Below are 13682 nucleotides of genomic sequence, written 5' to 3'. Positions count from 1 at the left end.
ATTGGGTAGGTGACCAAGCGGACGTGGTTGTTGGATATTCTTCCGTCTCGTGGCATACTCATTCACATGAGCGTGAAGGTGGCGGTGGCCGGTGCCAGTGGCTATGCGGGGGGCGAGCTGCTCCGGTTGCTGAGCAGCCACCCCGAGGTGGAGATCGGCGCGCTGACCGCCGGCGGGAACGCCGGTACGGCGCTCGGCGTGCACCACCCGCACCTCGTGCCGTTGGCCGGGCGCATCCTGGTCGAGACCACGGCGGAGAACCTCGCCGGTCACGACGTGGTGTTCCTGGCCCTGCCGCACGGACAGTCCGCTGGAATCGCCGAGCAGCTCGGCGATGACATCACCGTGATCGACTGCGGCGCGGACTTCCGGCTGACCGGGGCCGAGGTGTGGGCCGAGTTCTACGGCGGCGAGCACGCCGGCTCGTGGCCGTACGGGCTCCCGGAGCTCCCTGGTCAACGGGACAAGCTCCGTGGTTCGAACCGAGTCGCCGTACCGGGTTGTTATCCGACCGTCTCCACCCTGGCGATGCTCCCCGCCGTACAGCAGGGCCTCGTCGACCCCGGTCAGCTCGTGGTCGTCGCGGTCAGTGGGACGTCGGGCGCGGGCAGGGCCCCAAAGGCGCATCTGCTCGGCGCGGAGGTGATGGGCTCCGCCTCGGCGTACGGCGTCGGCGGCGTACATCGGCACACCCCGGAGATCGAGCAGAACCTCACGCCGTACGCCGCACAGCCCGTGAGCGTGTCGTTCACACCGGTACTCGCACCGATGGCCCGTGGCATCCTCGCCACCTGCAGCGCGCCGGTTGCCGACGGCACCGACTACGCGACGCTGCGGAAGGCGTACGAGGACGCGTACGTCGACGAGCCCTTCATCCACCTGCTGCCCGAGGGGCAGTGGCCGCAGACGCAGGCCACCCTCGGGGCGAACACCGTGCAACTCCAGGTCGCCCTGGACCAGCGGACCGGCCGCGCCGTCATCGTGGCCGCGATGGACAACCTCACCAAGGGCACCGCCGGCGCCGCCGTGCAGTGCATGAACCTGGCCAAAGGGCTCGACGAGACCCTGGCCCTGCCTCTCGTAGGAGTCGCCCCGTGACCGTAGCTGTCACTCCCGCCACCCAAGTCGATCGGAGCGCCGGAGTGACCGCGCCGGCAGGCTTCCGCGCGGCCGGGGTGATCGCCGGGATCAAGCCCGCCGGTACGCCGGACCTCACCGTCGTCGTGAACGACGGCCCGCTCGACGCGGCCGCCGGGGTCTTCACCACGAACAAGGTGAAGGCCGCACCCGTGCTGTGGTCGCAGCAGGTGCTGACCGCGGGCGCTTTGAAGGCTGTGGTGCTCAACTCCGGTGGCGCGAACGCTTGCACCGGTCCTGAAGGTTTCCAGGACACGCACAAGACCGCAGAGAAGCTGGCGTCTGTCTTGGGCGTGGGTGCTGCGCAGATCGGCGTCTGTTCCACCGGCCTGATCGGCGAGCGACTTCCGATGGATGTGTTGATCCCGGGGATCGACAAAGCTGTTGAAGCTCTCGGTGACGATGCGGCCGCGGGGCTGTCGGCGGCGACCGCGGTGATGACGACCGACAACGTGCCGAAGCAGGCCGCGCTGAAGCACCCGGACGGATGGAGCATCGGCGGGTTCGCGAAGGGCGCGGGGATGTGTGCGCCGAACATGGCGACCATGCTGAGCGTGCTCACCACCGACGCCGTTCTCGACCAGCCGCACCTCGACCACGCGCTCCGCAACGCGGTCGGCAAGACGTTCAACCGGCTCGACGTCGACGGTGGTACGTCGACCAACGACACCGTGCTGCTGCTCAGCTCGGGAGCCTCCGGGGTGACCGTGACGCCGGAGGCCTTCGAGGCCGCACTGACCGCACTGGCTGCTGACCTGGTGAAGCAGTTGCAGGCGGACGCGGAGGGCGTCACCAAGCACGTGAGCATCACCGTGCAGGGCGCGGCGTCCGAGGCGGAGGCGCTGGCCGCCGCCAAGGTCGTTGCCGAGGACAACCTGTGCAAGACGGCGTTCTTCGCCTCCGATCCGAACTGGGGACGGATCGCGATGGCGGTCGGCAACGCGCCCACGGCGTTCGACCCGGCGCTGCTCGACATCACGCTGAACGGCGCCGCCATCTGTGTCGCCGGCGGCAAGGGCGTCGACCGCTCCGAGGCCGACCTGAGCGGCCTGGAGATCGACGTCGTCATCGACCTGCACGCCGGCCCGGCGTCCGCGACCGTCCTCACCACGGACCTGTCGCACGCGTACGTCGAAGAGAACTCGGCGTACTCGTCATGATCCAGGCGGATGCGATCGAGAAGGCCGCCGTACTGACCGAGGCGCTGCCGTGGCTGAAGCAGTTCCACGGCAAGACTGTCGTGGTGAAGTACGGCGGGAACGCGATGGTCGACGAGAAACTCAAGCGCGCGTTCGCCGAGGACATCGTGTTCCTGCGGTACGCCGGGGTCCGGGTCGTGGTCGTCCACGGTGGCGGACCGCAGATCAGCGACATGCTCGGCCGGCTCGGGATCGACAGCGAGTTCCGCGGCGGGCTCCGGGTCACCACGCCCGAGGCGATGGACGTCGTCGGCATGGTGCTCGTCGGCAAGGTCGGCCGCGAGCTCGTCGGGCTGCTGAACGCGCACGGTCCGTTCGCGGTCGGCATGTCCGGCGAGGACGCGGGCCTGTTCACCGCGGAACGCCGTACCGCGCTGGTCGACGGGGAGCAGGTGGACATCGGGCTGGTCGGGGATGTCGTCGAGGTCCGGCCGGAAGCGGTGATCGACCTGATCGACGCGGGCCGGATCCCGGTCGTGTCGACGATCGCACCGGACGAGGACGGCCTGGCGCACAACGTGAACGCAGACACCGCCGCGGCCGCGCTGGCCTCGGCGCTCGGGGCCGAGAAGCTCGTCGTACTCACCGACGTCGCCGGGCTGTACCGGAACTGGCCGGACAGCGACGAGATCATCACCCAGATCGATACCGCCGAGCTTGCCGAGCTGCTGCCGTCGCTGGCCTCCGGCATGGTCCCGAAGATGGAGGCCTGCCTGCGCGCGGTCGAGTCGGGTGTGTCCCGCGCCACCGTGATCGACGGCCGCGTGCCGCACTCGTTGCTGCTGGAGATCTTCACCGACGCCGGAAGTGGAACCCAGGTGATCCCGTCATGACCGAACTCGTCACGATCGACGGCTCACAGGCCGCGCTCACTGCTCGGTACTCGAGTGCCTTGATGAACACCTTCGGTGCGCCGAAGCGCGTGCTGGTCCGCGGCGAGGGCGCGTACCTGTGGGATGCCGACGGCAACAAGTACCTCGACCTGCTCGGCGGGCTCGCGGTGAACTGCCTCGGTCACGCGCACCCGTTCGTGGTGTCCGCGGTGACCTCGCAGCTCGCCACGCTCGGCCACGTGTCGAACTTCTTCGCCTCCGCACCGCAGATCGCCCTGGCCGAGAAACTCCTCGGTCTCTTCGACACCCCGGGCAAGGTGTTCTTCACGAACTCCGGCACCGAGGCGAACGAGGCCGCGTTCAAGATCACCCGGCGCACCGGCCGGACCAAGATCGTCTCCACCGTCGGCGCCTTCCACGGGCGGTCGATGGGCGCGCTGGCCGTCACGTGGAAGCCGGCGTACCGCGAGGCGTTCGCGCCGCTCCCGGGCGACGTGGAATTCGTTCCGTACGGCGACGCCGAGGCGCTGGCGGCTGCCGTCGACGACGAGACCGCAGCGGTGGTGCTCGAGCCGATCCAGGGCGAGAACGGTGTCGTCGTACCGCCGGCCGGATATCTGCAGGCCGCGCGGCGGATCACCTCCGAGCACGGCGCGCTGCTGTGGATCGACGAGATCCAGACCGGGATCGGGCGGACCGGGAGCTGGTTCGCTTTCGAGGCCGAGGGGATCACGCCGGATCTGGTGACGGTGGCGAAGGGGCTGGGCGCGGGCATTCCGATCGGCGCGTGCATCGGGCTCGGGGCTGCCGCGGACCTGCTGCAGCCGGGGAACCACGGGACCACGTTCGGCGGCAACCCGGTCGCGGCGATCGCCGGGCTCGCGGTGCTGACCGTGATCGAGCGCGACGGCCTGCTGGACCAGGTGAATGCCGTCGGCAACCACCTCGCGTCGTCGGTGATCGGGCTCGACCACCCGCTGATCGCGGGCGTCCGCGGGCGCGGGCTGCTGCTCGCGATCCAGCTCACCAAGCCGGTGTCGGACCAGGTGGCGGCGCTCGCGCTGGAGGCCGGGTTCGTGATCAACAACCCGATCCCGGACGCGTTGCGGCTGGCACCGCCGTACATCCTCAGCAAGGCTGATGCCGACAGTTTCGTCGCAGCCCTCCCCGGGCTGCTCGACAAGGTGGAGATCTGATGGTGCGGCACTTCCTGCGGGACGACGACCTCTCGCCGGTCGAACAGGACGAGGTACTCACCCTGGCTGCGCAGCTGGCGGGGGACAGGTACGGGCACAAGCCGCTCGAGGGCCCGAAGACCGTCGCGGTGATCTTCGACAAGACGTCGACGCGCACCCGGATCTCGTTCGCGGTCGGGATCGCCGAGCTGGGCGGCGTACCGCTCGTGATCGACGCGCAGACCTCGCAACTGGGCCGCGGCGAGCCGATCGCGGACACCGCGCGGGTACTCGACCGGCAGGTCGCGGCGATCGTCTGGCGGACGTTCGGTCAGGCGCGGATCGAGGAGATGGCGGCGGCGTCGTCGGTGCCGGTCGTCAACGCGCTGACCGACGAGTTCCACCCGTGCCAGATCCTCGCGGACCTGCAGACCGTACGGCAGCACAAGGGCGCCACGGCCGGGCTGAAGCTCGTCTACCTCGGCGACGGCGCGAACAACATGTCCCACTCGTACCTGCTCGGCGGCGCGACCGCCGGAATGCATGTCGTGGTCGGTTCGCCCGCTGAGTATCAACCGGACCCTGCGATCCTCGCGCGGGCCGCGGAGATCGCTGCGTCGACGGGCGGATCTGTCGCGTGGACCGCGGACGCGGCCGCCGCGGTCGACGGTGCCGATGTCGTTGCCACCGACACCTGGGTCTCGATGGGGCAGGAGGCCGAGGCGGCGGAGCGCGAGGCGCCGTTCGTGCCGTACGCCGTCACCGAACAACTGCTCGGCAAGGCGAAGCCGGATGCGATCGTGTTGCACTGCCTGCCCGCCTATCGTGGCAAGGAGATCGAGGCGGCCGTGATCGACGGCCCGCAGTCGGTCGTCTGGGACGAGGCCGAGAACCGGCTGCACGCGCAGAAGGCGCTGCTGTCGTGGCTGCTGGCAAGGAGCTTTGACGGATGAGTATCGCCGTACCGACCACCAAGACCGCGCGGCAGCAGCGGATCGTCGATCTGCTCGGGCGGCAGCCGGTGCGGTCGCAGACCGAGCTGGCGGATCTGCTCGCCGCGTCCGGCCTGGTGGTCGGGCAGGCGACGCTCTCGCGGGACCTGGTCGAGATCGGTGCGGTGAAGGTGCGCGACTCCACCGGCCAGCTCGTGTACGCCGTACCCGGTGAAGGCGGCGACCGTACGCCACGCGCCGGCGAGGCGGCGGCCTTCGAAGCGCGGCTGGCTCGGGTGGCGTCCGAGCTCCTGGTGTCAGCGGAGGGCAGCGCCAACCTGGTCATCCTGCGAACTCCGCCGGGAGCGGCCCAGTACTTCGCGTCGGCGATCGACCACGTGGGACTGGACGACGTTCTCGGCACCATCGCCGGCGACGACACCGTCATGGTCGTCTCCCGCAATCCCACCGGCGGGCAGGCGCTGGCCGCCCGCTTCCTGTCCCTCGCCGCCCGCTCCGAACCGCGGCCCGACAACGGCGGCCGCTAGCCCGGTCCCCCGACCGCTGGCCGGTTGTTTCACCGCTGGCCCGTTACAACCTGCCAGTGGTGACATAACAGGTCAGCCCTGGCTTCGACTGAGAGAGGATGTTGGTGTGGGTTCAGGTGAGAGCGGTGCGAGGGAGTCGGCGTTGTGGGGCGCCCGCTTTTCGGGTGGTCCGGCCGACGCGCTGGCGGCGTTGAGCAAGTCCACGCACTTCGACTGGCGGCTGGCGCCGTACGACATCGCCGGCTCGAAGGCCCACGCGAAGGTGCTGCACCGTGCGGGGCTGCTGACCGGCGACGACCTGACCGCGATGCTGGCGGGGCTCGACGAGCTGCTGGCCGACGTCCTCGCGGGGCGCTTCCTGCCCGCCGAGGACGACGAAGATGTGCACACGGCGCTGGAGCACGGGTTGCTGGATCGGCTCGGTGCCGAGCTGGGCGGCCGGCTGCGCGCCGGGCGCTCCCGGAACGACCAGGTCGCGACCCTCTTCAAGAGCTACCTCCGCGACCATGGCCGGATCATCGGGCGGTTGCTGCTGGCACAGGTGGAAACACTGGCGGACCAGGCGGCGCAGCACCTTGGCGTGGCGATGCCTGGCCGTACCCACCTTCAGCACGCGCAGCCGGTACTGCTGTCCCACCATCTGCTCGCGCACGCATGGCCGCTGATCCGGGACCTCGACCGGCTGGCCGACTGGGACGCCCGCGTTGCTGCGGACTCGCCGTACGGCTCAGGTGCTTTGGCCGGTAGCTCGCTCGGCCTCGACCCGCAGTTCGTTGCTGTGGAGCTCGGTTTCACGAACTCGTCAGCGAACTCGATCGACGGCACGTCGTCGCGGGACTTCGTCGCGGAGTTCGCCTTCGTGCTGGCGCAGATCGGCGTCGACCTGTCCCGGCAGGCCGAAGAGGTGATCATCTGGGCGACGAAGGAGTTCGGTTTCGTCGAGCTGGACGACGCGTTCTCGACCGGGTCGAGCATCATGCCGCAGAAGAAGAACCCGGACATCGCGGAACTGGCACGCGGCAAGGCCGGCCGGCTGATCGGCAACCTGAGCGGTCTGCTGGCGACGCTGAAGGCGCAGCCGCTCGCGTACAACCGGGACCTGCAGGAGGACAAGGAACCGGTCTTCGACTCCATCGACACCCTCGAGGTGCTGCTGCCCGCGTTCACCGGGATGATCCGGACGCTGCGCTTCAACTCCGAGCGCCTCGAGGAGCTGGCCCCGCAGGGCTTCTCGCTCGCCACCGACATCGCCGAATGGCTGGTCCGCCAGAAGGTCCCGTTCCGTGTGGCCCACGAGCTCGCCGGCGCCTGCGTCCAGGCCTGCGAGAAACGCGGCATCGAACTCTGGGACCTCTCCGACGAGGACCTGGCCGCAATCTCCCCCCACCTCACCCCAGAGGTCCGCTCCGCCCTGACCGTCCAAGGCTCCCTGGCCTCCCGCAACACCCGCGGCGGCACCGCCCAACCCCAAGTCGAATCCCAACTAACCGAACTCCGCACCCGCACCCAACAACACGCCACCCGCCTCGCTTAAGGTGCTGCGCATGCGGCGTTCAGTTCTGGCTGGTCCTGTGCTCGACGTGGCGCCGAAGCTGCTCGGGACGGTGCTGCGCAGCACCAGCGACGAGGGGGCCGTCGCGGTGCGGCTGACCGAGGTCGAGGCGTACGACGGGCCGAACGATCCGGGCTCACATGCCTACCGCGGGCAGACTCCACGGAACGCGGTGATGTTCGGGCCGCCCGGGTTCTTGTACGTGTACTTCACGTACGGCATGCACTTCTGCATGAACGTTGTCGTCGGCCCCGAGAACAAACCGTCCGCGGTGCTGCTCCGAGCCGGCGAGATCATCGAAGGCGTCGAACTGGCCCGCATCCGCCGCGGCCAACCCGCCCCGCAGAAGTCCGTCCTCAACCAGGTGAGACCGGGTCCTGTGAACAAGCGACCCGCCGCCGACCCGGACCGCGACCTCGCGCGCGGTCCGGCGCGCCTGTGTGTTGCCCTTGGCATCGGTCGGGAGGGTAACGGCGCCGACCTGCTGGCCAAGGACTCACCGATCCGGCTCCTCGACGGCCCCGGGTACGACGGCGTACCGTCCACCGGCCCCCGCGTCGGTCTCCGCGAAGCCGCCGACCGCGCGTGGCGCTTCTGGATCCCGAACGACCCGACGGTCTCGCCGTACCGCCCGCACGTCCCGAAGAAACGCTCCTAACGCTTCGCCAACTCGAGCACGTAGTCCAGCTGCGGCAGCCCGTGCTCCACCTCCGGATCCGGGAACAGCCCGACGTGATTCACCCCGGCCGCCTCCAGCCCGTCGAGGTGCGCGGCCGCGTCGTCGAGCGTCCCGACTGCGCCGATCGCGGTCCACCAGTCGCGCGGCATACCGACCAGCGCGGCCTCACCGCCCGCGTCGTACAGCTTGTGCAACTCCTCGAAGAACGGCAGCGCGGTCAGCTGCGGCGCCCGATCGGCAATCCGCGACCCGAGCCACGGCGCGGTCCACTCGTACGCCGCCTTCCGCTCGGCCCGGATGCACATCGCCGTGAACGTCGCGACCACGAACCCCTCGGGCGATCCGGCGTACTGCACCGACTGCCGCACATACGGCGCGGTGGCCGGCTCCGCGAGCACGACCCCGTCCGCGACCCGCCCCGCGAGCGCCATCGACTTCGGCCCCTGCACACCGAGCAGGATCGGCGGAACGTCGGCCGGCGGCGCATCGAGCTGAACCTTGTCGAGGTACACCACCTTGCCCTCGAAGCTCACCTCTTCACCCCGCAGCAACCGGGTGACGGCCGTCGTGACCTCCTCGAGCGTCGTCAGCGGAGACTTCGGCCGGACGCCCATCTGCCCCATCCAGGACTGCACCCCATGACCGATCCCGGGCAGGAAGCGCCCCGGCCCGAGCGCCTCCAGCGTCGCGAACTCCATCGCGGTCACCGCTGCCGTTCGGACCACCGCGGGCACGATCCCGAGCCCGACGGTGAGCCGCTCGGTCGACGTCAGCGCGGCCGACACCAGCGACGGACCGGCGGTGTAGAAGCAGTCCTCGATGATCCACAGCCCGTCCGCGCCGCCGCGGTCGAGGCGCCGCGCGACATCGGTGACGAGCGCGGCCGGGTAGGTACGCGGGAAGCACATTCCGAGAGCGGTCATGAGGAGACCGTAGAAGATGCCGCCGACAGTTCGCTCGAGACCAGATGAACTCGCGGAACAACTGTCCGAGGACCGCGGGGGAGGACGACTAGCGGCCCATGCTCCGGGTAGGTTTCTGGTATGGCCCGTCCGCACTACTCGTCCCGTCTCGAGGACTGGTTCAACGTCGGGTTGCAGGCGATACTGCGGCGGCGCGGCTGGCAGGAGCGGATCATCCCGCAGGTCGGGTACGGCAACACCGAGTTCGTCCGCGTGCTCGCGCGGGTGGTGCTCGGGCGCGACCCGCGCAATCAGCCGCGGTACGACGAGGACCAGGTGATCCGCGGCTGGCGCGTGTTCGTCACGGCGCCCGCAGTGAAGGTGCCTGTGACTGTCACAGTCAGCGGGCAGACGTTCGAGGCCGTCACCGATCGCGGTGGCTTCATCGACCTCACCGTGCCGGTCGTGCTTCCGCCTGGTTGGCACGAGATCCTCCTGGGCGTCCACGGCGATCGCCAGGCACGGGCGCGGATCTTCGTCCCGGATCCGGACGCGACGTTCGGTCTTGTCAGCGACATCGACGACACGGTGATCCTGACGATGCTGCCGCGGCCGTTGATCGCGGCCTGGAACACGTTCGTACGTGACGAGCAGGCGCGCCGCGTCGTACCAGGAATGGCCGCTCTGTATGAGGAGCTGCTGGCGGACCACCCGGGTGCCCCGATGTTCTACCTGTCGACTGGCGCATGGAACACCGCTCCGACACTGACACGCTTCTTCGAGCGGCACGGGTACCCGCCGGGGCCATTGCTGATGACGGACTGGGGCCCAACGAACACCGGATGGTTCCGGAGCGGCCAGGAGCACAAGCGAACGGCCCTACGCCGGCTGGCCCGCGAGTTCCCGAACGTGCGGTGGGTGCTGATCGGCGACGACGGCCAGCACGACCCCCAGCTATACGGCGACTTCGCACAGACCCACCCGGACCATGTGCTCGCCATCGGCATCCGCCAGCTGACCCCGGCCGAGCAGGTGCTCTCCCACGGTCTGCCGGTGCCCAACACCGACCCTGGCGCCCACGACCCGCACCGGCCGACCGCGGTCACGGTGCAGGGACCTGACGGACACGCCCTCCGTCCGCAACTGCGGGCGGTGCTCGCACATCCCGAGACCACCTGAGCGCCCCGTTCTCGTCGTACAGGACACTAGTAGTGACCGACGTACTCGAGGAGAGAACTAGTGACCGAACGCCGCACTCAGGTGCTTGACGACCTGGAGAGCCGTGGCCTGATCGCCCACTCCACCGATCCGGACGCCCTCCGGGCCTCCATGGCGGCAGGGCCGATCACCTCCTATGTCGGTTTCGACCCCACCGCGCCCAGCCTGCACATGGGGAACCTGCTGCAGCTGCTGACGCTGCGGCGGCTCCAGCTGGCCGGCCACAACCCGATCGGGCTGGTCGGTGGCGCCACCGGGTTGATCGGTGACCCCAAGGAGACGTCCGAGCGGGTGCTGAACCCCAAGGACGTGGTGCACGAGTGGGTGGAGCGGGTGCGCTCCCAGGTGGAGAAGTTCGTCGACTTCGACCCCTCGCTCCCCAACCCGGCCCGGATCGTCAACAACTACGACTGGACCAAGGACCTCAACACGCTCGACTTCCTCCGGGACATCGGGAAGCACTTCCCGGTGAACCGGATGCTCGGCCGCGAGGTGGTGAAGGCGCGGCTGGAGCAGGGGATCAGCTACACCGAGTTCAGCTACGTGCTGCTGCAGTCGCTGGACTTCCTGGAGCTGTACCGGCGCCACAACTGCACGCTGCAGACGGGTGGTAGCGACCAGTGGGGAAACCTGACTGCGGGCGTGGAGCTCATCCGCCGTACTGATCAAGGCAAGGCGCATGCCTTGGCAACACCACTGGTCACGAAGGCGGACGGGACCAAGTTCGGCAAGACGGAGTCCGGGACCGTTTGGCTGGACCGTGAGCTGACGACGCCGTACGCGTTCTACCAGTTCTGGTTCAACAGCGACGACCGTGACGTGATGCAGCTGGTGCGGTTCTACACGTTCCGTACTGCGGAGGAGATCGCTGCACTCGAGCAGGCGACCGCAGAACGGCCCCAGGCGCGGGAAGCGCAACGGGTGCTCGCAGAGGACGTGACGACGCTGGTGCACGGCGCCGAGGAGACGCGGCGAGTGCAGGAAGCGTCGAAGGCCCTGTTCGGCCAGGGGGAGTTGGCGTCGCTGGATGGCTCCACCCTCGTCGCCGCACTCCGCGAAGCACCGCACGTGGAGCTGGGCGCAGGTGAACAGATGCCGACATACGGCGACCTGCTGGTGAAGTCAGGCCTGGTCGCGAGCAAGTCGGCCGCCCGGCGCACGGTGGCCGAGGGCGGCGCGTACCTGAACAACGAGAAGGTGAAGGACGCGGAGTACGTACCGGCCGCGGACGACCTGCTGCCGGGTGGCGTGCTCGTGCTGCGGCGCGGGAAGCGTTCATTTGCAGGGGTTCTGGCTTCGCCGGCGCAGGGCTGACGGCTCGTCGCCGGTCGCGTGTGGGAGTGGTCTCCACTCCCACATCCGGGTTGCCGAAGGCAAATTACAAGCCTGTGATTCAGCCCACCGGGAGCCGATTTGACCGGTCACCTGGGAGCCACGTAATGTTCTTCTTGTTGGAAGCGAGCGCGGGACGCGAAAGCGGCCGGACCTTCCAAAACCCCCAAAGGCTAGCTCAGCCGGAACGCGTCTTCGGACTCGGGTCGGCCAGCGAGACGCGGGCCTCCCTGAGAGGGGATGGGGATCGGGAAAAATCGGGTCTTGACTCGGTGGATCTGATCCGGTAGAGTAACGCAGGTTGCCCCGGGAGCCTGGCTGCAAGGCCAAGCTGCGGTGTGCGTCCGATTCTTGAGAACTCAACAGCGTGCCGAAAGTCAATGCCGAAAGATGCATTAACCCCGTTCACAGGCATTAGATGACGATCCTTGCCCCCCAGGGTTTTCTGGTGTGGGTGTGGATGGTTGTTTGTCTGTGGCGGATTCCTTTGAAATTTATACGGATAACAAGCCAGTTTAGGGTTGTTTCTGATTCAAAGGATCATTCGATGTTGTTGACTGTCCGGAGCCTTTGGTTTCGGTTGTCTATATTTTTCAACGGAGAGTTTGATCCTGGCTCAGGACGAACGCTGGCGGCGTGCTTAACACATGCAAGTCGAGCGGTAAGGCCCCTTCGGGGGTACACGAGCGGCGAACGGGTGAGTAACACGTGAGCAACCTACCCTCAACTTTGGGATAAGCCTCGGAAACGGGGTCTAATACCGGATAATACCGTGCTCCTCATGGGGTGTGGTTGAAAGTTCTGGCGGTTGGGGATGGGCTCGCGGCCTATCAGCTTGTTGGTGGGGTAATGGCCTACCAAGGCGTCGACGGGTAGCCGGCCTGAGAGGGCGACCGGCCACACTGGGACTGAGACACGGCCCAGACTCCTACGGGAGGCAGCAGTGGGGAATATTGCGCAATGGACGAAAGTCTGACGCAGCAACGCCGCGTGAGGGATGACGGCCTTCGGGTTGTAAACCTCTTTCAGCAGGGACGAAGCGAGAGTGACGGTACCTGCAGAAGAAGGACCGGCCAACTACGTGCCAGCAGCCGCGGTAATACGTAGGGTCCGAGCGTTGTCCGGAATTATTGGGCGTAAAGGGCTCGTAGGCGGTTCGTCACGTCGGGAGTGAAAACTCGGGGCTTAACCCCGAGCCTGCTTCCGATACGGGCAGACTAGAGGTAGGCAGGGGAGAGCGGAACTCCTGGTGTAGCGGTGGAATGCGCAGATATCAGGAAGAACACCGGTGGCGAAGGCGGCTCTCTGGGCCTTACCTGACGCTGAGGAGCGAAAGCGTGGGTAGCGAACAGGATTAGATACCCTGGTAGTCCACGCCGTAAACGTTGGGCGCTAGGTGTGGGGGACATTCCACGTCCTCCGTGCCGCAGCTAACGCATTAAGCGCCCCGCCTGGGGAGTACGGCCGCAAGGCTAAAACTCAAAGGAATTGACGGGGGCCCGCACAAGCGGCGGAGCATGCGGATTAATTCGATGCAACGCGAAGAACCTTACCTGGGTTTGACATATAGGGAAATCCTCCAGAGATGGGGGGTCCGTAAGGGTCCTATACAGGTGGTGCATGGCTGTCGTCAGCTCGTGTCGTGAGATGTTGGGTTAAGTCCCGCAACGAGCGCAACCCTCGTCCTATGTTGCCAGCACGCCCTTCGGGGTGGTGGGGACTCATAGGAGACTGCCGGGGTCAACTCGGAGGAAGGTGGGGATGACGTCAAGTCATCATGCCCCTTATGTCCAGGGCTTCACGCATGCTACAATGGCCGGTACAAAGGGCTGCGAAACTGTAAGGTGGAGCGAATCCCAAAAAGCCGGTCTCAGTTCGGATTGGGGTCTGCAACTCGACCCCATGAAGTCGGAGTCGCTAGTAATCGCAGATCAGCAACGCTGCGGTGAATACGTTCCCGGGCCTTGTACACACCGCCCGTCACGTCATGAAAGTCGGCAACACCCGAAGCCGGTGGCCTAACCCTTGTGGAGGGAGCCGTCGAAGGTGGGGCTGGCGATTAGGACGAAGTCGTAACAAGGTAGCCGTACCGGAAGGTGCGGCTGGATCACCTCCTTTCTAAGGAGCACTTGGCACTCCGTTTAGTGAGTGTCCATGTCATCGCCTTCCAAGGCG

General features: G+C 67.5%; 11 protein-coding genes and 1 rRNA gene. 11 read left to right on the top strand and 1 reads right to left on the bottom strand.

The window, feature by feature from the left end; genetic code table 11:
* Positions 1–66: 66 nt before the first annotated feature.
* From argC to FB475_RS05105, 8 genes are all read left to right on the top strand, one after another.
* Complete coding sequence (gene argC / locus FB475_RS05140) at positions 67–1098, top strand: N-acetyl-gamma-glutamyl-phosphate reductase (protein ID WP_141853011.1); 1032 nt, start codon at positions 67–69, stop codon at positions 1096–1098.
* Entirely contained in the window at positions 1095–2297 is a 1203-nt protein-coding gene (gene argJ / locus FB475_RS05135; protein ID WP_141853009.1) for a bifunctional glutamate N-acetyltransferase/amino-acid acetyltransferase ArgJ, read from the top strand. Before argC ends, argJ begins: the two co-directional genes overlap by 4 nt.
* A complete protein-coding gene (gene argB, locus FB475_RS05130) occupies positions 2294–3169 on the top strand; it encodes an acetylglutamate kinase (protein ID WP_141853007.1) in 876 nt (291 codons plus the stop codon). The genes argJ and argB overlap by 4 nt, the downstream gene beginning before the upstream one ends.
* The gene (locus tag FB475_RS05125) at positions 3166–4365 is read left to right on the top strand and encodes an acetylornithine transaminase (RefSeq protein WP_141853005.1); all 1200 of its coding nucleotides are present in this window, start codon (positions 3166–3168) and stop codon (positions 4363–4365) included. Before argB ends, FB475_RS05125 begins: the two co-directional genes overlap by 4 nt.
* Positions 4365–5297: an ornithine carbamoyltransferase gene (gene argF, locus FB475_RS05120; RefSeq protein WP_141853003.1), complete on the top strand. Its 933-nt coding sequence runs from the start codon at positions 4365–4367 to the stop codon at positions 5295–5297. Before FB475_RS05125 ends, argF begins: the two co-directional genes overlap by 1 nt.
* Positions 5294–5824: an arginine repressor gene (locus FB475_RS05115; RefSeq protein ID WP_141853001.1), complete on the top strand. Its 531-nt coding sequence runs from the start codon at positions 5294–5296 to the stop codon at positions 5822–5824. Before argF ends, FB475_RS05115 begins: the two co-directional genes overlap by 4 nt.
* A 64-nt stretch (positions 5825–5888) precedes the next feature.
* On the top strand, positions 5889–7358 hold the full coding sequence (gene argH / locus FB475_RS05110) for an argininosuccinate lyase (protein ID WP_420359220.1): 1470 nt from the start codon (positions 5889–5891) through the stop codon (positions 7356–7358).
* Between the two features lie 10 nt (positions 7359–7368).
* Positions 7369–8034, top strand: a complete 666-nt coding sequence (locus FB475_RS05105; protein WP_141852997.1) for a DNA-3-methyladenine glycosylase — start codon at positions 7369–7371, stop codon at positions 8032–8034.
* On the opposite strand, the gene FB475_RS05100 is transcribed toward FB475_RS05105, so the two are convergent.
* Positions 8031–8978 (bottom strand): LLM class flavin-dependent oxidoreductase, encoded by a 948-nt coding sequence (locus FB475_RS05100; RefSeq protein WP_238331967.1) that lies wholly within the window; start codon positions 8976–8978, stop codon positions 8031–8033. The two genes, FB475_RS05105 and FB475_RS05100, sit on opposite strands and share 4 nt — an antisense overlap.
* 120 nt (positions 8979–9098) lie before the next feature.
* On the opposite strand from FB475_RS05100, the gene FB475_RS05095 reads away from it, so the two are divergent.
* From FB475_RS05095 to FB475_RS05085, 3 genes are all read left to right on the top strand, one after another.
* A complete protein-coding gene (locus FB475_RS05095) occupies positions 9099–10136 on the top strand; it encodes an App1 family protein (protein ID WP_141852994.1) in 1038 nt (345 codons plus the stop codon).
* A gap of 60 nt (positions 10137–10196) precedes the next feature.
* Positions 10197–11489 carry a tyrosine--tRNA ligase gene (gene tyrS, locus FB475_RS05090; protein ID WP_141852992.1) on the top strand — a complete coding sequence of 431 codons (1293 nt, stop codon included), beginning with the start codon at positions 10197–10199 and terminating at the stop codon, positions 11487–11489.
* A gap of 611 nt (positions 11490–12100) precedes the next feature.
* Positions 12101–13625 (top strand): 16S ribosomal RNA (locus FB475_RS05085).
* Positions 13626–13682: the final 57 nt, after the last annotated feature.

Origin of the sequence: Kribbella jejuensis, assembly GCF_006715085.1 — a bacterium.
GTDB classification, from domain to species: domain Bacteria; phylum Actinomycetota; class Actinomycetes; order Propionibacteriales; family Kribbellaceae; genus Kribbella; species Kribbella jejuensis.
Note: the sequence above shows the minus strand (reverse complement) of the source record. Positions and strands in the feature narration are given on the sequence as shown.

What these genes read in the sequence shown, in the direction of transcription:
- FB475_RS05115 (WP_141853001.1), top strand. Translation starts at nt 5,294, where the DNA reads ATGAGTATCGCCGTACCGACCACCAAGACCGCGCGGCAGCAGCGGATC.
- argF (WP_141853003.1), top strand. Translation starts at nt 4,365, where the DNA reads ATGGTGCGGCACTTCCTGCGGGACGACGACCTCTCGCCGGTCGAACAG.
- FB475_RS05125 (WP_141853005.1), top strand. Translation starts at nt 3,166, where the DNA reads ATGACCGAACTCGTCACGATCGACGGCTCACAGGCCGCGCTCACTGCT.
- argB (WP_141853007.1), top strand. Translation starts at nt 2,294, where the DNA reads ATGATCCAGGCGGATGCGATCGAGAAGGCCGCCGTACTGACCGAGGCG.
- FB475_RS05095 (WP_141852994.1), top strand. Translation starts at nt 9,099, where the DNA reads ATGGCCCGTCCGCACTACTCGTCCCGTCTCGAGGACTGGTTCAACGTC.
- FB475_RS05105 (WP_141852997.1), top strand. Translation starts at nt 7,369, where the DNA reads ATGCGGCGTTCAGTTCTGGCTGGTCCTGTGCTCGACGTGGCGCCGAAG.
- argC (WP_141853011.1), top strand. Translation starts at nt 67, where the DNA reads ATGAGCGTGAAGGTGGCGGTGGCCGGTGCCAGTGGCTATGCGGGGGGC.
- FB475_RS05100 (WP_238331967.1), bottom strand. Translation starts at nt 8,978, where the DNA reads ATGACCGCTCTCGGAATGTGCTTCCCGCGTACCTACCCGGCCGCGCTC.